This is a genomic window from Stenotrophomonas sp. ZAC14D2_NAIMI4_6 (assembly GCF_003086875.1).
Lineage (GTDB): Bacteria > Pseudomonadota > Gammaproteobacteria > Xanthomonadales > Xanthomonadaceae > Stenotrophomonas.
The window spans coordinates 3,753,666-3,778,279 of record NZ_CP025996.1 but is presented as its reverse complement, the minus strand read 5'-3'; the positions used below and the strand labels follow the sequence as shown (position 1 = coordinate 3,778,279).

The 24,614-nt window shown below is 66.5% G+C and carries 21 protein-coding genes; 13 read left to right on the top strand and 8 right to left on the bottom strand.

Translation table 11 applies throughout. The features are described from left to right. Together glmS and C1933_RS17155 are read left to right on the top strand one after the other, a co-directional pair. Window positions 1–1,839, top strand: coding sequence for a glutamine--fructose-6-phosphate transaminase (isomerizing) (gene glmS / locus C1933_RS17160; protein WP_108754230.1), 1,839 nt, complete (start codon window positions 1–3; stop codon window positions 1,837–1,839). A 338-nt stretch (window positions 1,840–2,177) separates the two neighbouring features. Further along, window positions 2,178–3,131: an Abi family protein gene (locus C1933_RS17155; protein WP_234414561.1), complete on the top strand. Its 954-nt coding sequence runs from the start codon at window positions 2,178–2,180 to the stop codon at window positions 3,129–3,131. A 111-nt stretch (window positions 3,132–3,242) separates the two neighbouring features. On the opposite strand, the gene C1933_RS17150 is transcribed toward C1933_RS17155, so the two are convergent. The 3 genes from C1933_RS17150 to C1933_RS17140 form a co-directional block, all read right to left on the bottom strand. Further along, window positions 3,243–3,644 (bottom strand): hypothetical protein, encoded by a 402-nt coding sequence (locus C1933_RS17150; RefSeq protein ID WP_108754880.1) that lies wholly within the window; start codon window positions 3,642–3,644, stop codon window positions 3,243–3,245. Between the two features lie 426 nt (window positions 3,645–4,070). Next, window positions 4,071–4,517, bottom strand: coding sequence for a 3-dehydroquinate dehydratase (locus C1933_RS17145; protein WP_108754229.1), 447 nt, complete (start codon window positions 4,515–4,517; stop codon window positions 4,071–4,073). Between the two features lie 3 nt (window positions 4,518–4,520). Further along, on the bottom strand, window positions 4,521–4,922 hold the full coding sequence (locus C1933_RS17140) for a hypothetical protein (protein WP_108754228.1): 402 nt from the start codon (window positions 4,920–4,922) through the stop codon (window positions 4,521–4,523). Between the two features lie 255 nt (window positions 4,923–5,177). Between C1933_RS17140 and C1933_RS17135 the strand changes: the two genes are divergently transcribed. From C1933_RS17135 to C1933_RS17110, 6 genes are all read left to right on the top strand, one after another. Next, entirely contained in the window at window positions 5,178–5,906 is a 729-nt protein-coding gene (locus C1933_RS17135; protein WP_108754227.1) for a TorF family putative porin, read from the top strand. A gap of 71 nt (window positions 5,907–5,977) precedes the next feature. Beyond that, the gene (gene kdpA / locus C1933_RS17130) at window positions 5,978–7,711 is read left to right on the top strand and encodes a potassium-transporting ATPase subunit KdpA (RefSeq protein ID WP_108754226.1); all 1,734 of its coding nucleotides are present in this window, start codon (window positions 5,978–5,980) and stop codon (window positions 7,709–7,711) included. Window positions 7,712–7,736: 25 nt separating this feature from the next. Continuing rightward, window positions 7,737–9,785: a potassium-transporting ATPase subunit KdpB gene (gene kdpB, locus C1933_RS17125; protein ID WP_234414743.1), complete on the top strand. Its 2,049-nt coding sequence runs from the start codon at window positions 7,737–7,739 to the stop codon at window positions 9,783–9,785. A 9-nt stretch (window positions 9,786–9,794) separates the two neighbouring features. Then, window positions 9,795–10,421, top strand: a complete 627-nt coding sequence (kdpC, locus tag C1933_RS17120) for a potassium-transporting ATPase subunit KdpC (RefSeq protein ID WP_108754224.1) — start codon at window positions 9,795–9,797, stop codon at window positions 10,419–10,421. A 71-nt stretch (window positions 10,422–10,492) separates the two neighbouring features. Then, window positions 10,493–13,135 carry a sensor histidine kinase KdpD gene (locus C1933_RS17115; RefSeq protein ID WP_108754223.1) on the top strand — a complete coding sequence of 881 codons (2,643 nt, stop codon included), beginning with the start codon at window positions 10,493–10,495 and terminating at the stop codon, window positions 13,133–13,135. A 10-nt stretch (window positions 13,136–13,145) separates the two neighbouring features. After that, the gene (locus C1933_RS17110) at window positions 13,146–13,856 is read left to right on the top strand and encodes a response regulator transcription factor (RefSeq protein ID WP_234412688.1); all 711 of its coding nucleotides are present in this window, start codon (window positions 13,146–13,148) and stop codon (window positions 13,854–13,856) included. Between the two features lie 22 nt (window positions 13,857–13,878). Here C1933_RS17110 and C1933_RS17105 read toward each other — a convergent pair whose 3' ends face one another. Together C1933_RS17105 and C1933_RS17100 are read right to left on the bottom strand one after the other, a co-directional pair. After that, window positions 13,879–14,994, bottom strand: coding sequence for an NADH:flavin oxidoreductase/NADH oxidase (locus tag C1933_RS17105; protein ID WP_108754221.1), 1,116 nt, complete (start codon window positions 14,992–14,994; stop codon window positions 13,879–13,881). 48 nt (window positions 14,995–15,042) lie between these two features. Next, the gene (locus tag C1933_RS17100; protein ID WP_199911380.1) at window positions 15,043–15,567 is read right to left on the bottom strand and encodes an SRPBCC domain-containing protein; all 525 of its coding nucleotides are present in this window, start codon (window positions 15,565–15,567) and stop codon (window positions 15,043–15,045) included. A 101-nt stretch (window positions 15,568–15,668) separates the two neighbouring features. On the opposite strand from C1933_RS17100, the gene C1933_RS17095 reads away from it, so the two are divergent. The 5 genes from C1933_RS17095 to C1933_RS17075 all read left to right on the top strand — a co-directional run bounded on the left by C1933_RS17095 (window position 15,669) and on the right by C1933_RS17075 (window position 22,430). Then, window positions 15,669–16,559: a LysR family transcriptional regulator gene (locus C1933_RS17095; RefSeq protein ID WP_108754219.1), complete on the top strand. Its 891-nt coding sequence runs from the start codon at window positions 15,669–15,671 to the stop codon at window positions 16,557–16,559. Between the two features lie 251 nt (window positions 16,560–16,810). Continuing rightward, window positions 16,811–17,764 carry an aromatic amino acid DMT transporter YddG gene (gene yddG / locus C1933_RS17090; RefSeq protein WP_108754218.1) on the top strand — a complete coding sequence of 318 codons (954 nt, stop codon included), beginning with the start codon at window positions 16,811–16,813 and terminating at the stop codon, window positions 17,762–17,764. A gap of 138 nt (window positions 17,765–17,902) precedes the next feature. Further along, on the top strand, window positions 17,903–20,644 hold the full coding sequence (locus C1933_RS17085) for a TonB-dependent receptor (RefSeq protein WP_108754217.1): 2,742 nt from the start codon (window positions 17,903–17,905) through the stop codon (window positions 20,642–20,644). A 27-nt stretch (window positions 20,645–20,671) separates the two neighbouring features. Further along, window positions 20,672–21,631 (top strand): pectinesterase family protein, encoded by a 960-nt coding sequence (locus tag C1933_RS17080; protein ID WP_108754216.1) that lies wholly within the window; start codon window positions 20,672–20,674, stop codon window positions 21,629–21,631. Between the two features lie 367 nt (window positions 21,632–21,998). Further along, window positions 21,999–22,430: a CBS domain-containing protein gene (locus C1933_RS17075; RefSeq protein ID WP_108750461.1), complete on the top strand. Its 432-nt coding sequence runs from the start codon at window positions 21,999–22,001 to the stop codon at window positions 22,428–22,430. Window positions 22,431–22,596: 166 nt separating this feature from the next. Here the strand turns inward: C1933_RS17075 and C1933_RS17070 are convergent, their stop codons facing one another. The 3 genes from C1933_RS17070 to gloA all read right to left on the bottom strand — a co-directional run bounded on the left by C1933_RS17070 (window position 22,597) and on the right by gloA (window position 24,556). Then, entirely contained in the window at window positions 22,597–23,427 is an 831-nt protein-coding gene (locus tag C1933_RS17070) for a prolyl oligopeptidase family serine peptidase (protein WP_108754215.1), read from the bottom strand. An 88-nt stretch (window positions 23,428–23,515) separates the two neighbouring features. Further along, window positions 23,516–23,944: a VOC family protein gene (locus C1933_RS17065; protein WP_108754214.1), complete on the bottom strand. Its 429-nt coding sequence runs from the start codon at window positions 23,942–23,944 to the stop codon at window positions 23,516–23,518. A gap of 93 nt (window positions 23,945–24,037) precedes the next feature. Continuing rightward, entirely contained in the window at window positions 24,038–24,556 is a 519-nt protein-coding gene (gene gloA, locus C1933_RS17060) for a lactoylglutathione lyase (protein ID WP_108754213.1), read from the bottom strand. Window positions 24,557–24,614 lie beyond the last annotated feature (58 nt).

Genomic DNA, 24,614 nt, shown 5'->3' with positions numbered 1-24,614 from the left:
ATGTGTGGAATCGTAGGTGCGATCGCTGATCGCGATGTGGTGCCGGTACTGATCGAAGGACTGAAACGACTGGAATACCGCGGCTACGATTCTTCCGGTATTGCGGTGATCGACCAGGGCGAGCGCCCGGACGTGCGCCGCGTGCGCCGCACCGGCCGTGTTTCGGAAATGGCCACCGCCGCCGAGGCCGAGGGCTTCAACGCCAGCCTGGGCATCGGCCACACCCGCTGGGCCACCCATGGCGGGGTGACCGAGGCCAATGCGCACCCGCACATCAGCCACGGCGTGGCGCTGGTGCACAACGGCATCATCGAAAACCACGAAGAGCAGCGCGAGAAGCTGCGCGCGCTGGGCTACACCTTCGAGTCGCAGACCGACACCGAAGTGATCGCGCACCTGATGCACCACCACCTGAAGGGCGGCGACAGCCTGCTGGGCGCGCTGCAGCGCACGGTGAAGGAACTGACCGGCGCCTACGCCCTGGCCGTGGTCAGCCGCGCCGAGCCGGACCACTTCGTCTGCGCGCGCATGGGCTGCCCGCTGCTGGTGGGCCTGGGCGAGGGCGAGAACTTCGTCGCGTCCGATGTATCGGCCGTGATCTCGGCCACGCGCAAGGTCATCTTCCTGGAAGAGGGCGACACCGCCGATATCCGCCGTGATGGCGTGCAGGTGTTCGACGAACACGACCAGCCGGTGCAGCGCGATACCCATCTTTCCGATGTGTCGCTGGCCTCGCTGGAACTGGGCCCGTACCGCCACTTCATGCAGAAGGAAATCCACGAGCAGCCGCGCGCGCTGGGTGACACCATCGAAGCGGCGATCGACGCCGGTGGTTTCCCGGCTGAGCTGTTCGGCAAGAATGCCGAAGCCGTGCTGGCCGGCATTGAAGGCGTGCAGATCCTGGCCTGCGGTACCAGCTACTACTCGGGCCTGACCGCGCGTTACTGGATCGAATCCATCGCCGGCCTGCCGTGCAGTGTGGAAATCGCCAGCGAGTACCGCTACCGCGCCGCGTATGCCAATCCCAAGCATCTGATCGTGACCATTTCCCAGTCCGGCGAAACGCTGGATACGATGGAAGCGTTGAAGTACGCCAAGTCGCTGGGCCACACCCACACGCTGTCGATCTGCAACGTGCCGGAAAGTGCGATTCCGCGCGCCAGCGAACTGGTCTGCTACACCCGTGCCGGTGCCGAGATCGGCGTGGCCTCCACCAAGGCCTTCACCACCCAGCTGGCCGCGCTGTTCCAGCTGACCGTGGTGCTGGGCAAGCTGCACGGCCGGGTGGATGCAGCGCAGGAAGCGGAGTACCTGGAACAGCTGCGTTTCCTGCCGGGCAGCGTGCAGCACGCCCTGAACATGGAACCGCAGATCGCCGCCTGGGCCGAGCGCTTCGCGCGCAAGAGCAGCGCGCTGTTCCTGGGCCGTGGCCTGCATTACCCGATTGCACTGGAAGGCGCGCTCAAACTGAAGGAAATCACCTATATCCACGCCGAGGCCTATCCGGCCGGTGAGCTGAAGCACGGCCCGCTGGCGCTGGTGGACGAAGACATGCCGGTGGTGGTGATCGCGCCCAACGACAGCCTGCTGGAAAAGGTGAAATCGAACATGCAGGAAGTGCGCGCGCGTGGCGGCGAACTGTTCGTGTTCGCCGACCAGGACAGCAACTTCAACGAGTCCGAAGGCGTGCACGTGATCCGCACCCCACGCCATGCCGGCGTGCTCAGCCCGGTGGTGCACACCATTCCGGTGCAGCTGCTGGCCTACCACACCGCGCTGGCACGCGGCACCGACGTGGACAAGCCGCGCAACCTGGCCAAGAGCGTTACGGTGGAATAAGCCGGAAGGGCCTGTGGCCGCCGGGCACGGCGGCCCGGCGACCATCGGTAGCGCCGGGCCATGCCCGGCGGGGAGCGATATTCCGGCGCGACGGTTTCGGCCTGAACTCTAGCCTTTGCTTAGGGGCTTCCCGTCATCTGGTGTGGCGGATTCATGAATGATTAAACGTTGGGCTCACCCCTGAAACCCTGTGAGGGCGAGGCGGCGCTGCGTGCCTTGGCCTGCCCACGTCATTGCACCCGCTGGGTTCAACCGATGGTGGCACTTGTTCGACCTGGACGCAGGCACTAAGCTGATCCCAACACACCCGCCACGCCTCTGACGCGCACCGTCGCGACATGCTCAAATTGGCGGGTTTTTTTTTGGCCGTTCTTTTGTGCGTCAGGATGACCCAATACGTAAAGCAGCCTCTTTCGATTGACGAACAGCTGGATCAACTGTCTGCGAGAGGCTTGGGAATTGGCGACCCTCACCGCGCCCACTTTTATCTGCAGCGAGTGGGCTACTACCGCCTGATGGGCTACCTGTACCCTCAGCGGAAGACCAATAGCGATAGCTTCCAGGCGGGCGCGATCTTTGACGATGCCGTCAGCCTGTACGAATTTGACCGCGCTCTGCGGGATCTGGTGATGGAGGCCATTGGCCACATCGAGATCGCAGTGCGCACTTCAGTCACCTACCATTTCTCGCATGCTTATGGAGCATTCGGGCATTTGGATTCTGTGCACTTTGCGACCAGCGCGTCTCAGCACGCTGACTGGATTGAAGGAATCTTCAAAGAGATCCAACGATCCAAAGAGGTCTTCATCCGCCACTATCAGAGCAAATACACCAGCCCTGCATTCCCCAAAGTCCCCATCTGGATGGCGACAGAGATCATGTCCTTGGGCTCGCTGTCGCGATTCTACGGAGCGCTGCGAGGACGCGAGCAGAAGTTGATCGCACATGATGCAGGTGTCGCAGCACCCGTACTTCAAAACTGGCTGCATGTGACCAGCGTTGCGCGCAACGTGGTTGCCCACCACGGTCGCCTTTGGAACAAGGAATTGGGTGTGAGCGCTACGCGTCCGCGCTCGGTCGGCTGGTCTGAACGCGAAGCGCGATTTCCTGTGAAGCGGGCGTTCTTTCTGCTTCTGATTCTTCGAAAGTTGCTCGTCGCCACTGCCGCTGATGAAGCGAGCTGGCGAGATAGGGTGGACGCGCACCTTAAGGGTGGACTGAGCAGCCACGCGCGGGTGCAGGCCTTCGGGGCCGACACTGGCTGGGATACGCATGCCTTGTGGTGCCCCTGACGGACAGGTATGCGACAACGAGGCCGTACCGCCCGCCATAGCTTCGCAGGTAGAAGAAGCAGCACTACGCGGCCACCATCGGTAGCGCCGGGCCATGCCCGGCGGCATGCCTCAGGCCGCGTGCACCTGCAAATCCACATACTCAGCCAGGCCACGGCACGCCAGCAGCAGGCCTTCGCGCACATCGTTGCCGATCTGCTGCGCTTCGTCGCCATCCACGCGTACGCGCTCGCTGGCGTGCAGCAGTTCCAGCAGCAGCGTCAGCCCGGCGTTGGCGCGATTGATGCGCGCCAGTGCCATGCACTGGCCGGTGCTGCGCCCCTTGCGCTGCAGCGGCTGGCCATCGGCGGCATCTACCTGGCGGATGCGCTGCAGGCTGCCCAGCAGGGTGATGCCCGCATCGGTCTGCTGGGCGGCAAGCGTGGTTTCCAGCGGTTGGGCAAGCTCATCGGGCAGGGTGTTGGCGGCCTCGCCCAGGGTGGCGAACAGGTACGGGTATCGCGAGGTGCTCATGGCGGCTTCCTTCTGCATGCGGCAAAGAAGCCACCCCGCTTAACAGCAAGGGTGGCGGACGGTGCGTGGTTGCAATACCGGGGAGCTTCTGCAAAAGCCGGCGGGCACGAGGCCCCCACGCACCGCCCGCCATAGGCGCGCGGACAGAGTGCCTGCCGACGCCACCCACAGGGAATGGGCGACGCCGACAGGCAAGCGTAACCAGCAGAAACTACCCACGGGATTGCAAGCCCGTGCCACCCGTTTTCGGTGGCCACCCATATTTCGCATGGGTCGCCTTGCCCGCCAATGAGGAAAGTTGGAAAGATCGAAAATGTTGCAATACGCCGATGCGCGGCACACGCACGCGGCGGCGCGCCGATTGCGACACCGATTCCCGACCGTTCGTCGAGCATGGCTCGACGCTACAGATCCGCCAGACGCGGCTCAGGTCCCCACGTGGAAGCGGTTGCTGTCTTCGGCCAGCCCCAGGTGTTCCAGCGCTATCTCCAGCCCCAACGCATAGCTCTGCGCACCGTAACCACTGGCCACCGCCAGCCGGCGCCCCGCACCGGCGGGAATGCAGGTCTCGCGCTGCGCGCCATCGTCGTGCACTTCCACATAGGCGTTATGCAGGTGCGGCAGCAGGCGCTGCAGGCGGGTGCTGTCGGCGCACGCACCGGGGTCGAGCAGGGTGATCTCGCCGCGGCTGTGGTCAGCCACGCGCAGTGCGTCCAGCAGTTCCTGTTCGGAACCGCACGCGCGGATGGCGATGGTGGTGCCGGCATCGATCGCGCGTTCCACCAGCGCTTTCAATACCGGGCTGGGCAGCGGTGCGGCCGTGCGGATCAGACGGCCACTGGCTTCCGGACCACGTATGATGAAGATCGACATGGCTCAGGCCTCCATGGCCAGACGGTGGCGGATGATGCCCAGCGAGAGCGGGTAGCCGCCCTGCGCGTTGCGATGGTCGACCACCACGGCGGCCGGTGCATGCTGCAGGCGCAGCCGCGACTGCAGATCCAGTTCGCAGGTGGCCTGGACTTCAATGTACTGCGCCGGCAACTGGTCCAGCGCGTGGCCCAGCGCGGCGGCCTGTTCGCACCATTGCTGCTCGTCCACGGCACCCAGTTCCAGCACCACCCAGTCGCGGGGCTGGGCGTCGATCTGGCACAGACACTGGCGAATCTCTTCCACGCCACTGCAGTCTTTGCAGACCACGGGATGGTTGCCCACGTGCGCAGGCAGGCTCGGCGGCACACTGCTGGGGGTTGCGTGGCGAATCACGATCACGGTCATGGCGGTTCTGGTTTCACACCCTGCGGTGCGGTGATGCCATGGTCGCGGTGGGCTACGTAAAATCGCCAGCCGTGTTCTGCCTCCCCTGCATAAAATCAACGTAACGGCCGGCGCGGCGCGCTGCATCGTCGCCAGCGGGGCGTGAAATTTTATGAAGATTTTACGCGGCGTATCAACGCGGGAATGGGCTTTTTACAGGCATCGATTCGACAATTTTCGCATCGGCTGAACAGCCATCCTGTGAGTTGTCATTCCATGTCTCTGCACCTCTTCCCGGGCCAGCGCGTCAGCGCCCAGGTCATTGCCATCCGTAGCCTGGCCGGCCTTGTCCTGTTCGCCGGCACCGCGCTCAGCAGCCATGCGGCCACCGTGTCCGGCTCGGCCGCCATTGCCAATGATTATGTGTGGCGCGGTTCCAGCCAGACCCAGGGCGATGCGGCCGCGCAGGCCGGCTTCAAGGCCAGCGCCGAATCGGGCTGGTACGCGTCGGTCTGGGGTTCCAATGTCGAATTCGCGCCGGAGACCCATGCCAGCAGCGAGCTGGATTTCATTGCCGGCTGGTCCGGTGGCCTGTCCGACGATTGGGCGCTGGACGTCAACCTGACCCACTACCGGTACCCGTCCACCACGGTGGATCTGAACTGGACCGAGTTGAACAGCACCGTGACCTGGAAGCAGAACTACTGGCTGCAGGTGGCGTACTCGCCCGATGCACTGGCCACCGACGAGCGCGGCGTGTACGCGCAGCTGGGCGCGCGACTGCCGGTCAGCGACAGCGTGCGCTTCGAGGCCGCCGTGGGCCATTACTGGCTGGAAGACGCCTACAACGACAGCTACACGCACGGCCAACTGAGCGGCATCTGGGCCTTCAAGGCGCCGTTCGAACTGCGCGTGACCGCGCACGCCACCGATTCGGCGGCCAAGCGCATCTTCCCCGATCTGGCGGGTTCGCGCGTCGAAGCCGCGCTGCAGGCGTCGTTCTGAACTGAGTCCGGCATCGCTGGCAGGCGCCCCCGCGCGCACGGCGATCCAACCACAACAAGGTGGGACATCCCATGTTCGAGTTCCTTTCCGTAATTGCGCTGGCCCTGTTGCTGGGCTGGCCCATTGGCCGCTATCTGGCGGCGGTGATGCGTGGCAACCCCATGTGGGGTGACCGCGTGTTTGGCCTGATCGAACGGCCGCTCTATCGCATCCTGGGCGTTGCGCCTGGCCAGGGTATGGGCTGGAAGCAGTACGTTACGGCGTTCCTGGTCAGCAACCTGGTACTGGCCGTGCTGACCCTGGCCATCTTCATGACCCAGGCCTGGTTGCCGCTGAACCCCAACAACGCGCCGAACATGCGCTGGGACCTGGCGCTGCACACCATGGTCTCGTTCCTGACCAACACCAACCAGCAGCATTATTCCGGCCAGGCGCAGTTGTCCTACTTCGCGCAGATGACCGGCATCGTTGGCCTGCAGGTGATCACCCCGATGATGGGCCTGGCCCTGGTGGTGGCAACCCTGCGCGGCCTGTTCGGCGGGCGCAGGCGCGATGTGCTGGCCGCTACGGGCAAGGATCGCGCGCCGTCGGTCGTTGCAAGCGATGGCGAACCCGACCTGGGCAACTACTGGGCCGATGTCATCCGCCCGGCCGTGCGCCTGATGCTGCCGCTGTGCCTGCTGTGGTCGCTGCTGCTGACCTGGCAGGGCGTGCCGTCCACGTTGAACGGCGGCCCGGTGGCCACGCCCATCGACGCGTCTGCGGGCATGGCCGAGCAGAAGATTCCGTTGGGGCCGGTGGCCTCGATGGTGGCGGCCAAGCAGCTGGGTACCAATGGCGGTGGCTGGTATGGCCCCAACAGTGCCGTGCCGCTGGAAAACCCGACCGCGCTTTCCAACCTGCTGGAAACCCTGGCCCTTATCCTGATTCCGGTCAGCATCGCCTTCATGGTCAGCGCCTTCACCGGGCGCCGCCGCTTCACCGCGCTGGTGGTCGGCACCATGCTGGCCATGTCGCTGGTTTCCACCGGTGTGGCCCTGTGGTCTGAATCGCTGTCGTCCACCAGTACGGACATTGCACTGATGGAGGGCAAGGAAGTGCGCTTCGGCGCCGACGCATCGGCGCTGTGGGCGGCGTTGACCACGCAGACCTCCAACGGCTCGGTCAACGCCATGCACGATTCGCTGGCGCCGCTGACCGGCCTGGTCACGATCGGCAACATGCTGGTCAACTCCATCTGGGGTGGCATCGGCTGCGGCCTGCAGCAGTTCCTGGTCTATCTGTTGCTGAGCGTGTTCCTGGCCGGCCTGATGACCGGCCGCACCCCGGAACTGTTCGGCCGCAAGATCGAAGCGCCGGAAGTGAAACTGCTGGCCGTGCTGGTGCTGCTGCAGCCGCTGGTTCTGCTGTCCCTCACCGCCATCACCCTGGCCGTGCCCAGCCTGACCGGCAATTCCAACCCGTCCTTCCACGGCATCAGCCAGGTGTTCTATGAATTCACTTCGGCCTTTGCCAACAACGGCTCCGGCTTCGAAGGTCTGGGCGATGCCACCTACTGGTGGAACCTGACCTGTGCGGTGGTTTTGGCGCTGGGTCGCTACCCGGCACTGATCATCCCGCTGGTCATTTCGGCGATGTTGGCGCGCAAGCGTGCCGTTCCGGAAAGCCCGGGCACGCTGCACGTGGAAACGCCCACCTTCGCACTCACCCTGATCGCGGTGGTCGTCATCCTGACGCTGCTTCAATTCATGCCGGTTCTGGTACTGGGCCCCATCGCCGATCACCTGGCGCTCAAGGCCTTCTGAGGATTTCCCAATGACTGATACTTCCATGCACACCGGGCATCGCCCCGGTCGCCCGGCGCTGCTGGATGCCGCCGGGTTCAAGGCCGCTGTCATTGCGTCCTTCGCCAAGCTGTCGCCTGGCCATGCCTTCCGCAACCCGGTGATGGCCGTGGTGTGGCTGGGCACCCTGCTCACGGCGGGCCTGACCATCGCCGGCAAGGCCGCCACCGGTACCGGCTGGGCGGTTACCGCACTGCTGCTGGTCACCGTGCTGTTCGCCAACTTCGCCGAGGCCGTGGCCGAAGCGCGCGGTCGCGGCCAGGCCGCCTCGCTGCGCCGTGCACGCAAGGATCTGGTAGCACGCAGGATCAGCGACGCGGCCATGCCGGCCAGCGCGGTCTCGGTGCCGGCCGCCGAGCTGCGCCCGGACGATCTGGTGGTGGTGTCGGCGGGCGAGATCGTGCCCGCCGACGGCGAGATCATCCGTGGTTTGGCCACCATCAACGAATCGGCGGTGACCGGCGAATCGGCACCGGTGCTGCGTGAGGCCGGTACCGACCGCTCCGGCGTGATCGGTGGCACCAAGGTGCTGTCCGACGAGATCGTGGTGCGGGTGACCGCCGAACCGGGCAACAGTTTCCTGGACCGCATGATTTCGCTGGTGGAAGGCGCCAACCGGCAGAAGACCCCCAACGAGATCGCGCTGGGCCTGCTGCTGGTCACCATGACGCTGACCTTCCTGATCGTGGTGCTGACCCTGCCGTCCATCGCCGGTTTCGTGGGCATTTCGCTGGACCCGCTGCTGCTGGTCGCGTTGCTGGTCTGCCTGATCCCGACCACCATCGGTGGCCTGCTGCCGGCCATTGGCATCGCCGGCATGAACCGCGCGCTGTCGTCCAACGTGCTGGCCAAGTCGGGCAAGGCGGTGGAAGTGGCCGGTGACGTGGACGTGCTGCTGCTGGACAAGACCGGCACCATCACCCACGGCGATCGCCAGGCCACGGCGTTCCATCCGCTGGCGGGCGTGGACATGCAGCGCCTGCGCGAAGCAGCGCTGCTGTCCTCGCTGGCCGACCCGACCCCGGAAGGCAAGTCGATCGTCAAGCTGGCCCGCCAGCCGAACACGCCCATCGAAGAGCCGACCAACGCGCACTTCGTGCCGTTCAGTGCGCACACCCGCATGTCCGGTGTCGATCTGAATCTGGCCGATGGCCAGGTGCGTGCCATCCGCAAGGGCGCCATCGACGCCATGGTGAAGTACGCGCAGTCGCTGGGCTCGGAACCGTCGCCGGAACTGTCGGCGCGCGTGGAGCAGGTAGCCCGCAATGGTGCGACGCCACTGGTGGTGGCCGATGGTCGCCACCTGCTGGGGGTGATCGAACTGTCCGACGTGGTCAAGCACGGCATCAAGGAAAAGTTCGCGCAGCTGCGTGCGATGGGCATCAAGACGGTGATGATCACCGGCGACAACCCGCTGACCGCCGCGGCCATCGCTGCCGAAGCGGGCGTGGATGACTACATCGCCGAGGCACGCCCGGAAGACAAGCTGGCCCGTATCCGCCAGGAACAGGCCTCGGGGCGCCTGGTGGCGATGGTGGGCGACGGCACCAACGATGCGCCGGCGCTGGCGCAGGCCGACGTCGGCCTGGCGATGAATTCGGGCACGCAGGCAGCCAAGGAAGCCGGCAACATGGTCGACCTGGATTCGGATCCGGCCAAGCTGCTGCAGGTGGTGGAAGTGGGCAAGCAGCAGTTGATCACCCGCGGCGCGCTGACCACGTTCTCGCTGGCCAATGACGTGTCCAAGTACTTCGCCATCCTGCCGGCGATGTTCGCCGCCGTTCCCTCGATGGCCGCGCTGAACGTGATGCACCTGTCCAGCCCGACCAATGCGGTGGTGGCCGCGCTGATCTTCAACGCGATCATCATTCCGATCCTGATTCCGCTGGCCCTGCGCGGTGTGCGCTTCCGTGCCGCCAGCGCCACCGCGCTGCTGCGCCGCAATGTACTGGTGTACGGCCTGGGCGGCGTGCTGCTGCCGTTCCCGGCCATCAAATTGATCGACATGGCGCTGGCCGCCGTGTTCGGTGCCTGAGGACCTGCCATGAACAACATCATTGAACACGCTTCGTCGCACTCCGCTCCCACCCGCAGTGGCGTCTGGCGCGCATCCATCGGCCTGGCGATCACCTCGCTGCTGGGCTTTGGTTTCGTCTACTCGCTGGCGGCCACGAACCTGGGGAAACTGATGTTCCCCGCGGCCGCCAGTGGCAGCCTGATCGAGCGCGACGGCAAGGTGGTCGGCTCGGCGCTGGTGGCACAGCCGTTTGCCGATGACCGCTACTTCCAGTCGCGCCCGTCGGCCGCGTCGTACGACGTGATGGCGCTGGCCGGCAGCAACCAGGCCCGCACCAACCCGGACCTGCGCAAGCGGGTGGACGAGGCCCGCGCGGCCGTGGCGGCGCGCGACGGCGTGGCCCCGGAAGCGGTGCCCAGCGATCTGGTGACCCAGTCTGGTGGCGGCATCGATCCGCATATCTCGCCGCAGGCCGCGCAGATCCAGGTGCAGCGCGTGGCCAAGGCACGCGGCATGCAGGCTGCCGATGTGCAGGCCTTGCTGGCCAGGCACACCGAAGGCATGCGCTTTGGCCTCTATGGTGCGCCGCACGTGAACGTGCTGGAGCTGAACCTGGCGCTGGACCAGGTGGCACCGGCCCCGACCCGGAACTGAGCGCGGCACGCTCGGATCGAGCCGCCCCTGTGTACGCACAAGGGCCTGCGCACACCTGATGGAACCTGCCCATGAACGATGACCGCAATGCCAAGGCCGATGCGCTGGCGGGCGAACTGCGCCGTCAGAACAGCGGCCACCTGACCGTCTTCCTGGGCGCCGCACCGGGCGTGGGCAAGACCTACGCCATGTTGTCGCGCGCACGCGAGCTGCGCCGCCAGGGCATCGACCTGGTGGTGGGGATCGTCGAAACCCACGGCCGCTCCGAAACCGCCGCGCTGGTGGACGGGTTGGAGCTGATTCCGCGCAGGCGCATTGAATACCAGGGGCGCAAGCTGCAGGAACTGGATGTCGATGCGATCCTGGCGCGCCGCCCGCAGGTGGCGTTGATCGATGAGCTGGCCCATCGCAACGTACCGGGCAGCCGCCATGAACGGCGCTGGCAGGATGTGATCGATCTGCTGGATGCGGGCATCGATGTCTACACCACGATCAACATCCAGCACCTGGAAAGCCTGAACGACGTCGTCCATCGCATCACCGGCATCCGCGTCAGCGAAACCGTGCCCGATGCGGTGTTCGACCGCCTGCGCGACATCCGCCTGGTCGACCTTCCCGCGCGCGAACTGATTGAACGCCTGAACCAGGGCAAGGTCTACCTGCCCGAGCAGGCGACCCACGCCTTGCAGGCGTTCTTTTCGCCGTCCAACCTGGCGGCGCTGCGCGAACTGGCCATGCAGACGGCGGCCGACCACGTGGAAGAAGACCTGCGCGAATCGCAGATCGCACGCGGCCTGCCCGGCATTGCGCTGCGCAACCGGGTGCTGATCGCCATCGATGGCATGGGCGCATCGGAATACATGGTGCGCGCGGGGCGCAGGATCGCCCAGCGCCGTGATGCGCCCTGGACGGTGGTGACGGTGCAGTCGGGCAAGCCGGTGGAGGCCACGCGCCAGGCCGAGCTGGACCGGGCCTTTGCACTGGCACGCAGCCTGGGTGCGGACGCCGAAGTGGTGCATGGCACCCACGTGGCCGATGCGTTGCTGGACCACGCCGAACGCTGCGGTGCATCCACGCTGATCGTGGGCCGCACCCGCGAGCGGCCGCTGGCCCGCATGATCAACCGCACGCTGACCCAGCAACTGCTGCAGCGCGGTGCGCATTACGAACTGGTCATCATCAGCTCGCCCGAAGCACGTGCGCGTGCGCGCCGCCGCCTGCGCATTCCCGACCGTTCGCTGCTGCGGCACGATCTGACCGCCGCCGTGCTGGCCACGTTGGGGGCGATCGTGGCTGCGTGGATGGCGCAGCGGTGGCTCGGAATCGACGACATGTCGATGGTCTTCATCGTGGCGGTGATCCTGGTGGCCACCCGCACCAGCATGCTGGGCGTGGTTGGCACCGCGGCGCTGTGCTTCTTCAGCTACAACTTCTTCTTCATCGAACCCACCTTCACCTTCAGCATCAGCGCCAACCGCGGCGTGGCCACGGTGGTCATCTTCCTGGTGGCCGCACTGGTCTGTGGCAGCCTGGCCACCCGGCTGCGCGCGCAGATCCTGGCGCTGCGTGCGGTCAATGCGCAGGCCACGATGATGGAACGGCTGGGGCGCGGCCTGAGCAGCGCGGCCGACCTGGGCCAGGTGCTGCATGTGGGGCGCATTGCGATGGAACGCAGCCTGGGGGTTGCGGTGTGGATCCAGTCCGCCGATCGCACCGAGCAGTCGCCCGGTACGCTGCTGCAGGGCACCGATCGGGCGGCGGCGGACTGGTCATTGGCGCACCGCCAGCAGGCCGGGCGCTTCACCGATACGCTGGCCGCCTCGCCGTGGTGGTTCGTTCCGCTGCTGGCCAACCGCACCGTGGTGGGGGTGATGGGGCTGCGCTGGGGCGAGGACACCGCGCGCCTGGCGCCCGAGCAGCGCCGCCTTGCCGAAGCGATGATCGACGATGTGACCCAGGCCATCATGCGCACCCGGCTGGTGGCCGATCTGGAGGGCGCGCGGGTGAGCAATGAAACCGAGCGCCTGCGCTCGGCGCTGCTGTCGTCGGTGTCGCATGACCTGCGCTCGCCGCTGGCGTCGATGATTGGTTCGGCCAGCAGCCTGGTGAGCTATCCCGATGCGCTGTCGGCCGAGGACAAGGCGAACCTGCTGGACACCATCCTGGAGGAGGGCGATCGGCTGGACCGCTACATCCAGAACCTGCTGGACATGACCCGGCTGGGCCACGATGGGCTGACGTTGAACCGGGACTGGGTGGGCGTGGATGAGCTGATCGGATCGGCCGCCGGGCGTCTGCGCCGGTACCAGCCGGGGGTCACGCTGGATGTGGCCATCGCCGCGGACGTGCCGCCCATCTGGGTGCATCCGGCGCTGGTCGAACAGGGGCTGTTCAATGTGCTGGAGAACGCCGCGAAGTTCTCACCACCGGGCGCGGCGGTGGATGTGTCCGCTCGCCTGCTTGGCGGCAACCTGCAGATCGACGTGCGCGATCGTGGCCCCGGCATTCCCGAAGACGAGCGCAAGCGCATCTTCGACATGTTCTACAGCGTCGAGCGTGGCGACAGGAACCGCAAGGGCACCGGGCTGGGCCTGACGATCGCGCAGGGCATGATCGGCGCGCATGGCGGATCGGTTGAAGCGTTTGCCGGGCCGGATGGCGTGGGCACGGTCATCCGCATCACCCTGCCGATGCTGCGGCCCACGGCGGCATGAGGAACCCGATGTGACGCAGATTGCCGCCGTGGAATCGGGCATCAACGTGCTGGTCATCGATGATGAGCCGCATATCCGTCGCTTCCTGCAGATCAGCCTGCGTGCGCAGGGCTATACGGTGCTGCTGGCCGAGAACGGGCAGGGCGGGCTGGACGTGGCCCGCAGCTGCAGCGTGGATATCGTGGTGCTGGATGTCGGCCTGCCCGACATGGACGGGCACGCGGTGCTGGCCCAGTTGCGGGCGTTTTCGCCGGCGCCGGTGATCATGCTGACGGCCCGCGCCGGTGAGCGCGAGAAAGTGGCCGCGCTCGATGGCGGTGCACATGACTACGTCACCAAGCCGTTCGGCATCGATGAACTGATGGCGCGAATCCGGGTGCTGCTGCGCTCGGCCAGCCGCAGCGGCGATGAGCCGTTCCGCTTCGACGACGGTTGCCTGTGCATCGACGACCAGACCCACGTGGTCACCTTCCAGGGCAGCCCCCTTGCGCTGTCGCGCAAGGAGTACGCGCTGCTTCTGCTGCTGGCCCGCAACGCCGGGCGGGTGGTGACCCAGCCGGTCATCCTGACCGGCATATGGGGCCCCACCCACAACCGCGATGCGCACTACATCCGCATCCTGCTGGCACGCCTGCGGCCGAAGATCGGCGACAGCGCCGCCGCACCGCGTTACATCCAGACGCTGCCCGGGGTGGGGCTGCAGTTCCACGGCAGCGGCTGACAACGGCGCCGGTGCTGCGCCGTTACTGCGCGGCGCCCTTGCCGGGGCCGCGGTAGCGCGACAGCCAGTAGGCGTAGGGCGGCGGCAGCACGCCGGCCGGGTTCTGTTCGCCCAGTGCCAGCGCCAGCTGGTACGGGTAGTGCGGGTTGGCCAGGTGCGCACGGGCGATCAGCACCAGATCCATGCTGCCCTCACCCACGGCCTTTTCGGCCATGTGCGGATCGTCGATGCACCAGCTCGCGGCCACCGGCATCTGCACATCGCGCTTCAGGCGTGCGGCCACCGGAACGAAGAAGCCCGGGCCCCACGGTGCGCGACTGGCGGCGGTGGAAAAGCCGATGCTGGCGTCGATCAGGTCCAGCCCGCCATCGCGCATATTCCGCACCAGCTGCGCGGCTTCGTCGTAGAAGCTTTCGTCGTTGCCGTCGTATTCCACGACGCCGAAGCGCGCGGTCAGCGGCAGGTGTTCGGGCCACACGCGGCGCACGGCGGCCAGGGTTTCGCGCAGGAAGCGGCCGCGGTTTTCAGCGCTGCCGCCGTAGGCATCGGTACGCTGGTTGGCCACCGGCGAGAAGAAGCTCTGCGCCAGATAGCCATGGGCGAAGTGCAGTTCCAGCCACTGGAAGCCGGCGGCAAGCGCGCGTTGGGCGGCGGCCACGAAATCGGCCTGCACGCGCGCAATGTCATCCAGCGTCATCGCCTGCGGCACCTTGCCCAGCCCGCCGCCGAAGGCCAGCGCGGACGGCGCCAGCGTCGGCCAGCCGCGGCGGTCGCCCTCGGCAATGTGGTCGTCGCCTTCCCACGGCAGGTTGGCGCTGGCCTTGCGCCCGGCGTGGCCGATCTGGATGCCCGGCACGGCGCCAGCGGCCTTGATTGCCGCGGCAACCTGCGCCATGCCTTCGATCTGGCCGTCTTCCCACAGCCCGGCACAGCCGGGGGTGATGCGGCCTTCAGCGGAAACGGCGGTGGCTTCAACGATGACCAGACCGGCGCCACCCCGCGCCATGCCGGCGTAATGGGTGGTGTGCCACGGGCTGAGATAGCCCTCGTGCGCCGAGTACTGGCACATGGGCGGAATGGCGATGCGGTTGCGGAGCGTGATGCCCTTCAGGGTGAAGGGACTGAACAGAGCGGTCATGAAGATCTCGGTAGCGGGGGGAGCAGCGAACGGGCGGGCAGGGATGGATCAGCGCCGCGGAAGGGCGCGGGCAGCGCCGACCAGACCGTCCAGCCAGTCCTGGTGGCCGTTGATCATCGGGTTGGGCTTGGCCGCCTGCAGGGCCTTGGCCGGTGCGCCGTTCTGGGTTTCCTGGGTGAGGATGCGCACGCGGCCACCGTCCAGGTCTTCCACCAGCCAGGCATGGTGGACATCCAGCCGATCGGCGGCGCCTTCGTCGCCGGCCCAGCCGTGCCACGCCACCCGGCCCGGCGTGCCGGCGGTGGGCGCAACGTATTCGGTGCAGCGCGCTTCGACCGGGAAGCCGAAGGTTTCGAACTGGAAGCGGTCGCCGGCTGCCAGCACCGGCCCGCTGTCATCGTGGAAGCGCACGTTGGCCGAGTTGGCGTAGTAGGTCGGCCAATGCGCCGGGGTGGCCAGCAGCGGCCAGATGTCTGCCGCGGTCAGGCCGGCAACGATCACTTCGTTGGAGACAAAGTTGTCGGTCAGGCCCGGCAGGTAGCCGTCGGGCCAGTGGATGGCGTTCATTTTCATGGGGGAGCGGAACAGGGCAGGGAAAGAGGGCCTTACAAGCGTAGGTGGCCCCTGCCCATAGGTGGTCTAATGGCGACTTATCCCGTGGATAAAACCTGCTTATGCATAATCCGCAGTGGCTGCGCTCGTTCGCGGCCGTGGTCGCCCACGGCGGCTTCACCCGTGCGGCGCAGCAGCTCGGCCTGACCCAGGCCGCGGTGAGCCAGCACGTACGCCACCTGGAAGACGAACTGGGGCCGCTGTTGATCCGCCGGCCGCGGCAGGTCGAGCTGACCCCGGCGGGCACCGCCTTGCTGGCCTTCATCCAGGACATGGAGCGCGCGCAGGGGCGCTTGCGGGCGAGCCTGTCGCAGACGGTTTCAGACCAGGGTGAGGTCAGCCTGATCAGCCCCGGCAGCGTGGGCCTGGCGCTGTATCCCATCCTGCTGGACTACCAGCGCAATCACCCGGGGCTGGTGATCCGCCACCGCTTCGCGCCCGACCCGGAAGCGCTGCAGGCGGTGGTGAACAAACAGTACGAACTGGGCCTGGTGACGCTGAAGCCGGACGACCCGCGCGTGGCCGCCTCGGCCTTCACCGAGGAAGTGCTGGAACTGGTGGTGCCTGCCGGTGCGCAGGCCGAAGACTGGGCGGATCTGCAGCGGCTGGGCTTCATCGACCACCCCGATGGACGAGCGATGGCTACCCGCCTGTTGTCGCGGCGCTTCCCGGGCAACCCCGGGGTGGGCACGCTGCCGGTGCACGGCTTCACCAACCAGGTCGCGCTGATCCTGGAGCCGGTGTCGCGCGGCCTGGGCTTCACTGTCATTCCGCGCCACGCACGCGAATCGTTCGCACAGCCGGCGTTGATCGACACGGTGGAATGTGGCGATCCGGTGCGCGATACGCTGTGGCTGATCCACCGTGCGGAGTGGCCGTTGTCGGGCGCGGCGCAGTGGCTGGTGGAGCGCCTGCGCGGGCTGCCGCGCTTCCGCCGCGACCGCGCCACGTAGCGCCTGAACAGGGTTCTATTGCGGCGCAACATCGAAGGCGTACAATCCGCTTCGGCCAGTCGGCTGCTGTAACCCGCCTCCCGCCGTTTTCCCCTGCAACGCACAGTGCCGGGGCATTCCGGGGACGTCGCTACGGACCAGCGTACTTCCCAGGACTCACCTGTCCCTCTGTCCTGCCTGCCCCGTTGTCGGGGCCGGGCGCAGGCGGGCGCGTGCCTTTCAACCGAACTGCCCTTGTTGTCGTCGCCCCCATGTACGGCTTCCGCGCGCTGCGCGCTTCTGCGTCCCCCCATCTTCCTACCCTGATCGGCGCCAGTGCCGTGCTGCTGTGGAGCCCCACGCTGGGCATGCTGCGCACGATCAGCGAGATCTTCGGTGCCACCGGTGGCGCCGCACTGATCTTTACCGCTGCCGCGTTCTTTTCCGCGTTGATGCTGGGCATGCCGCGGCCTTCGCAGCTGCCGCGCCGCTACCTGCTGCTGGGCGGTGCGTTGTTCATCGGTACCGAGGCGTCGTTGTCGCTGTCCATCGGTCTGGCCCACCACCGTGGGCAGGCGCTGGAACTGGTGATGATCAATTACCTGTGGCCGTGCCTGACCGTGCTGCTGACGGTGCTGACCCGCATGCAGCGCGGCAACTGGCTGCTGCTGCCGGCCACGGTGCTGTGCCTGCTGGGCGTGGTGATGGTGGTGACCGGCGAGGGCGCGTGGTCGCCGGCGGTGCTGTGGGGCAACCTGCGCAGCAACCCGCTGGCCTATGCGCTGGCACTGGGCGCGGCCTGCATGTGGGCTACCTATTCGCTGGTGACCAAGCGCATCGGCGGCACCCGCAATGCGGTACCGCTGTTCATGGCCGCCACCGCGGTGGTGCTGTGGCTGAAGTACCTGCTGGGCGATGCGCCGCCGCTGCACCTGCACTGGGGTGGGCTGGCCCAGGTGGCGGTGTTCGGCCTGCTGACCGCCACCGCCTATGGCTGCTGGAACCACGGCCTGCAGCACGGCAACGTCACCTTGATGGCGATCTTTTCCTACTTCGCGCCGGTGCTGTCGGTGCTGTGGAGCAGCCTGTGGCTGTCGCTGCAGCCGGGCATGGGCTTCGTGCGTGGGGTGGCCTGCGTGACCGCCGGTTCCCTGCTGTGCTGGTGGGCCACCCGCCCGCCGCGCGCGCTGCCACCGCCGGCGCCGCCGGCCGCACATACCGCCTGATATCCCCTGGCTGCGTGTGGCGCCGTGTTGCGCCGCACGATGTTTCAGCCGGATGACACTGTTACGTTGCCTGTCCCCCGGTGTCATCAACTGATGCGCACCTACGACCGCCAGTAGCAGTGATTGCAAGGGATTTTCATGACGCACAGGCTGAATCGCAAAAAGACACCGGTTACCTTCGTCGCCAGCGCGCTGGCCAGCGCCGTGCTGCTGGCCCTGGCTGGCCCGGCCGCCGCGCAGGACAGCGGCGCCAACCCCACCGACCTGGATGCGGTGACCGTGACCGGCTACCGCGCCAGCGTGGAAAAGGCGCTGGACATCAAGCGCTCTGAAAAGGGCATGGTCGATGCGATCGTCGCCGAGGACATCGCCAACTTCCCCGATCTGAACCTGGCCGAATCGCTGCAGCGCATTCCCGGGGTGACCATCACCCGCGACGCCGGCGAAGGCCGCAATATTTCCGTGCGCGGGCTGGGCCCGGATTTCACCCGCGTGCGTATCAATGGCCTGGAAGCGCTGACCACCGTGGGTGGCTCGGACCAGTCCGGCGGCACCAACCGCAGCCGCGGCTTCGACTTCAACGTGTTCGCCTCGGACCTGTTCTCGCAGCTGATCGTGCGCAAGACCGCCTCGGCCGACGTGGAAGAGGGTTCGCTGGGCGCCACGGTGGACCTGCGCACCGCACGTCCGTTCGACTACGACGGCTTTACCTTCGCTGCCAGCGGGCAGGGCAGCTTCAACGATCTGTCGAACAAGGCCAGCCCGCGCGCGGCCGCGCTGATTGCCGATACCTGGGCCGATGGCCGCTTCGGTGGCCTGCTGTCGGTGGCCTATTCCGAGCGCCAGGTGCGCGAAGAAGGCAGCAACACCGGGCGCTGGTACAGCGCCAGCAGCAATGGCGGCTTCAATCCGGCATCGCCGTTCACCGCCGGCCTGGCCGATGGCGTGTGGCACCCGTATTTCCCGCGCTACACGCTGTTGGAACACGACCAGAAGCGCCTGGGCGTGACCGCCGCGCTGCAGTGGAAGCCGACCGACAACACCGAATTCGCGCTGGACGCGCTGTATTCGAAGATCGACACCGTGCGCAGCGAGAAGTACATCGAGGCGATCTCGTTCGCCTATTCGGCGCAGAAGCAGAACATGCTGCTGCGCGATGGCTACATCGATCCGACCTCCGGCGCGCTGCTGTACGGCGTGTTCGATGGCGCCGGCGTGCGCTCGGAACAGCGCCGCGACGAATGGAGCACCGAGTTCAAGCAGGTCTCGCTGAGCGGTGAACACCGCTTCAGCGATGCGTTCAAGATCAACCTGCTGGCCGGGCATTCCAGTTCCAAGCACGCCAACCCGGTGCAGACCACGTTGATCATGGACAAGGCCAACGTGGCCGGCTACAGCTACGATTTCCGCGACAGCGTCACCCACCCGACCTTCAACTACGGCATCGATCCCACCGACGCCACGGGCTGGACCCTGGCCGAAGTGCGCCTGCGCCCGCAGTACGCCACCAATACCTTCGACACCGCCGCGCTGGATTTCAGCTGGAACTTCGGGCCGTCGTTCACCCTGAAGGGCGGTCTGCTGGCCAAGGACTACCAGTTCGACACCAGCGAATACCGCCGAAGGAGCGAGACGGTGGTGCCGGCCTTCGCCGATGGCAGCTACACCGTGCCGGCAGCGATGGTGGACATCGCGCGCCTGGGTGGCGTGGCCGGTGCGCCTGATGCCTGGGCGGTGCCGGATCTGGCCGCGCTGTCGCAGCTGCTGGGCATCTACAGCGGGCAGGGCATCTACCAGCTGTACGAACGCAACGCCACGCGGCGCAGCGTGGAAGAGCGCGACCGCGGTGCCTGGCTGATGGGTGAGTTCGGCTTCGATATCGGCAGCGTGCCGGTGTCGGGCAACGTGGGCGTGCGCCGGGTGAAGACCACCCAGTCGTCCACCGGCTATTCCACCGTGGATGGTGCGATGGTGCTGACCCATGTCTCGCGCGACTACACCGACACGCTGCCCTCGCTGAACCTGGTGGCCGAGCTGGGCCCCGACGTGATGCTGCGCTTCGGTGCGGCCAAGGTGATGGCACGGCCGGGGCTGTCATCGCTCACGCCGGGCACCACCCTCAGCCTGTCCAGCGGCCACCGCTACGTGAACGGCGGCAACCCCAACCTGGACCCGATCCGCGCACGCACGCTGGACCTGGGTGTGGAATGGTACTTCCAGGAAGGCGGCCTGCTGGGGCTGGCGCTGTTCCACAAGGACATCGAAAGCTTCGTGCAGGGTACCAGCACGGTGATGCCGTTCACCGCCAGCGGCCTGCCGACCAGTCTGCTCGACGGCACCGGCGTATCGCCCAACGAGGACTTCACCTTCACCCGCCCGCTGAACACCCCGGGCGGTGACCTGAAGGGCGCCGAGTTCAACTATGTGCAGCCTTTCAGCTTCCTGCCCGGGCGCTGGAGCAACCTGGGCCTGCAGTTGAACTACACCTGGGTGGATTCGCAGATCCAGTACCTCACTTCCACCGGTGCGGCATCGCTGAAGACCGATCTGACCGGGCTGTCGAAGAATGCGTACAACAGCACGCTGTTCTACGAAGGCGAGAAGCTGGGCGCGCGCGTGTCCTACACCCATCGCGACGGCTACTACACGCAGGTGCCGGCCAGCGTGCAGGGCTTCAGCTTCCACGGCATGGATGCGGTGGACACGGTGGATGCCTCGATCAGCTGGAAGATCGACGACCAGCTGGAAATCAGCCTGGAAGCGATCAACCTGACCAACGAAACCAGCAACGAATGGGTGGGCACGACGGCGTGGAAGCTGCCGCTGACCTACACCCAGACCGGGCGCGAATACCTGGTCGGCCTGCGCTACAAGTTCTGACCGTTGCCACGTCCAGCTGGAGCCAACATGCGTATTCCATGCCGTCGTTTCCTTCCCTTGGCGGTACTGCTGCTGTGTGCCAGCGTGCCGGCCACTGCCCGTGACTGGGTGGTGGCCGCCGATGGCAGTGGCGACTACCGCAGCGTGCAGGCCGCCATCGATGCCGTGCCCGATGGTAACCGCACGCGCCAGGTGATCGTGCTGCGCGAAGGCCTGTACCGCGGGGTAGTGAAAGTGCCCAAGGAAAAGAGCCGGGTGACACTGCGCGGCGCGGGTGCGGGCGCCTCGATCATCAGCTGGAACAATTACGCCGACCTGGTTGACCCGGCCACCGGCAAGGCGATGCGCACCAGTGGCTCGGCCACGGTCTATGTGTATGGCGATGAGTTCATCGCCGAAGACCTGACCATCGAGAATACGGCCGGCAATGTCGGCCAGGCGCTGGCGCTGTACGCGGCGCCGCCACGGGGTGGCTTCCGCAACGTGCGCCTGCTTGGCAACCAGGACACGCTGTACACCCACGAAGGCAGCGTGCTGCACTTCAAGGACTGCTATATCGAAGGCACGGTGGACTTCATCTTCGGCGCGGCCACCGCGTTGTTCGATGACTGCACGATCGTGTCCAAGGGCCGGCTGGGCTGGGTGACTGCCGCGTCCACGCCGGAAGGCCAGCGCTTCGGTTATGTGTTCCGGCGTGCGCTGCTGCGTGGCGAAGGCGCCGGCACCACCTACCTGGGCCGGCCGTGGCGGCCGTTCGCGCGCACGGTGTTCCTGCAGTCCAACCTGGGCCCGCACATCGTGCAGGCCGGCTGGCATAACTGGGACAAGCCCGATGCCGAACGTACCACTTACTACGGCGAATTCGGCAGCACCGGGCCCGGTGCCTCGCCGGAGGAACGCGTGCCGTGGTCGCACCATCTGTCGGGCGATGAGGCGGCGCAGTACAGCACCGAGGCGGTGCTGGGCAGCTGGCGCCCGTTCCCCTGACTTTGCAGGGTCGGGCGGCTGCACGTGCGTCGGCCGGCGCGGCGCGAACTTTAGTGCTGGCGGGCGGCTGTATTCAGCGCCGGTTTCAGCGCGGGTGCGATTCTCGGAATCGTCGACAGGTTCCACGACGAACTGTCCCACCGGTGCCGGTAGTGGCCGCACAGGGCAGTCGTAGAATCGAATCGACCGGGGCCTTCGCTGCTGCTGCAGCATTGGGTTTCGATCGCGTTGCAGCACGCCACCTGCCCATTGTTTTCACCGGCAGGGAGCATGCGCCAGACGTGCGCTGAAAGGTCTGTTCCCGGGGAGGGGGCGATTCGGAAGAGCACACTTTTTTGACTTCAGTGACCTGCACCAGGAAACAAGAATGAACGTCCGCGAACTCCTGCAATCGAAGAAAGAAGCTGTCATCACCATCGACGCCGAAGACACGATCGGTGCCGCCGCGCACAAGATGAGCGCGAACCGTATCGCCGCGTTGGTCGTGGTCAAGGACGGTGCCCCGGTGGGCATCATTTCCGAAAAGGACATCGTGCGCGTGCTGGCCGATGACGGCCCGCAGGCCGGCCGCCGGGTCATTTCCACGCTGCCTTCCACCGGCCTGGAAGGCATTGCGCCGGACGCCACGCTGAAGCAGGCCATGTCGCTGATGACGTACTCGCGCCGCCGCCACCTGATGGTGACCGAGGGCAACACGCTGGTCGGCATCCTCAGCCTGGGCGATATCGTGAAGAACCTGCTGGGCGAGCTGGAGCTGGAAAAGGCCGTGCTGCAGGACATCTACATGGCGGCACACTGAGTGCCGTGTGCGCGCCGGGGTCGGCCCCGGCGCGCAGCAGGTATTCGTACAGCGGAAAAGCTGCAACAACGCAGACGTTGTGATTTTCCGGTGCGCCGGGCATGGCCCGGCGCTACCGGTACGCACGATGACAAGTGCAACGGGCGTCTAGCCTGCGATCTGCGCCTTACGGATGTGCGTCGAACCAGGCCAGTACGCGCGCCGGTGAACTGGCGAACCATTCATGCCCGCCCAGTGGTTCGGTGTACAGCGCCGTTTCCAGGCCCTGGTCCTGCAGGCGGTTGAAGTAGCGGTTGGTGGTCCACCACGGCACCACCGTGTCGACGAATCCCTGCAGGAACAAGGTGGGCGGATGGTCGGACGGCAGCACCGCCGGTACATCGCACAGCGGCCCGCTGCAGGTGGCGTACGAGCCGGACTGGATGGCCAGCGCACGGAATTCACCCGGGAATGAAACCGCCATGCGGCTGGTGTTGTAGCCGCCGCTGGAAATACCGGTGGCATAGCGCCGCAGCGGGTCGAGCGGTCCGAACTGGCCAGCGGCAATCGCATCGAAGACGTTGCTGAGGAAATCGTAATCGGTGCCCAGCTCGTAGGCCGCACTCAGGCCCGGCACATTGGTCTGCCAGAACAGATCGGCCGGCGCGGCCGGTGCCACCACCGCATAACCGTGGTCGAGCAGGGTCTGGATCAGCTTGCCTTCGTAATAGCCGCCAAACGGCTGGTTGCTGCGGTAATCGAAATTCTGCAGCGGGAAGAACGAGCCCTGGTAGACCAGTACCACCGGCCAGCCATGTGCCGGCGGTGTGCCCAGCGGCAACTGGTAGGTCACCCGGCGCTGACCGACCACGCCCGAATCGATCCACGCGGTCTGGTGCGTGCAGGTCACCCGCGCCGGAGTCAGCAGACCGCGTGGCGTTTCGGTGCAGCGCGATTGCGCAGCGGCGTTCTGGCCCAGCAGGGCCCACAGCAACAGGCACGACAACCACATCCTCATTGCACGCTCCTTGCAGACAGGGACGGCGGGGATCAACTCGCTTCCGTCCCACTGAGGTAGAGCGACGCGATCCCCTTCGTCGCTGGGTTCAGAAGGTGACTTTCACCGAGTCGGCGCTGTAGCGGGCAGGGCCGTGGTAGACCACTTCGATGTTGTTGCCATCGGGGTCGAGTACGAAGGCGCCGTAGTAGCCGGGGTGGTAGGGGCGCTCGCCGGGGGCGCCGTTGTCGGTGCCGCCAGCGGCCAGGGCGGCGCGGTGGAAGGCATCGACGGTGGCCGCATCACGGGCCTGGAACGCCAGATGGTGGCGGCCGGTCAGTTGGCCGGCGGCGGCCCCGCTGCTGGCGGTGGAAATGAACAGTTCGTCGGCCCAGAAATAGTCCGGGCCTTCGCCGGCCACCGGAATGCCGATCGTGTCGAACACCGCCTGGTAGAAGCGGCGGCTGGCGGCCAGGTCGCGCACCACCAGCTGCAGGTGGTCGATCAGGCGGCCGCGGTGCAGCTCCATCGTTTCCATACGCACCTCATCACGGGGGAACGGAGGGGATCAAGACGCTTGCGGTCCGATAGTGCCAGACCGCCCCCTCCGCTTCCGTGATCGGGTTGTCGATCAGGTATTGGCGATGATCTCGACCCAGTAGCCGTCCGGGTCCTTGATGAATGCGATGTTCTTCATGCGACCGTCGGTCAGGCGCTTCTGGAACGGTACGCCCAGATCCTCGAAGCGCTGGCAGGCCGCTTCCAGGGCCGGCACCGACACGCACAGGTGGCCGAAGCCGCGCGGGTCGCTGTTGCCATCGTGGTAGACCGGGCCGTCCTGGCTTTCCGTGCCGTGGTTGTGGGTCAGTTCCAGCACGCCCGGCAGGCCGGCCATCCACACCCGGCGGGTGGCATCGTCTTCCGGCACGGTCACGCCGGCCGGCACGTAGGCCAGGAAGTACAGGCTGAACTGGGCTTCGGCGAAATCGCGCTTGTCGATCAGCTGGTAACCCAGCACGCGGGTGTAGAAGTCCAGCGAGGCGGTGATGTCCTTCACCCGCAGCATGGTGTGGTTGAACACGAAGCCGTGGGTTTCGGCCGGGGCCTGGGCAGCCACGCCGGGAACGTCGCGCAGGGCGGCAAGGGTCATGGGGGAAGTCCTTCAGACAGGGCCGGGAACGGCCGGATGGACCATTCTAACGGGCGCC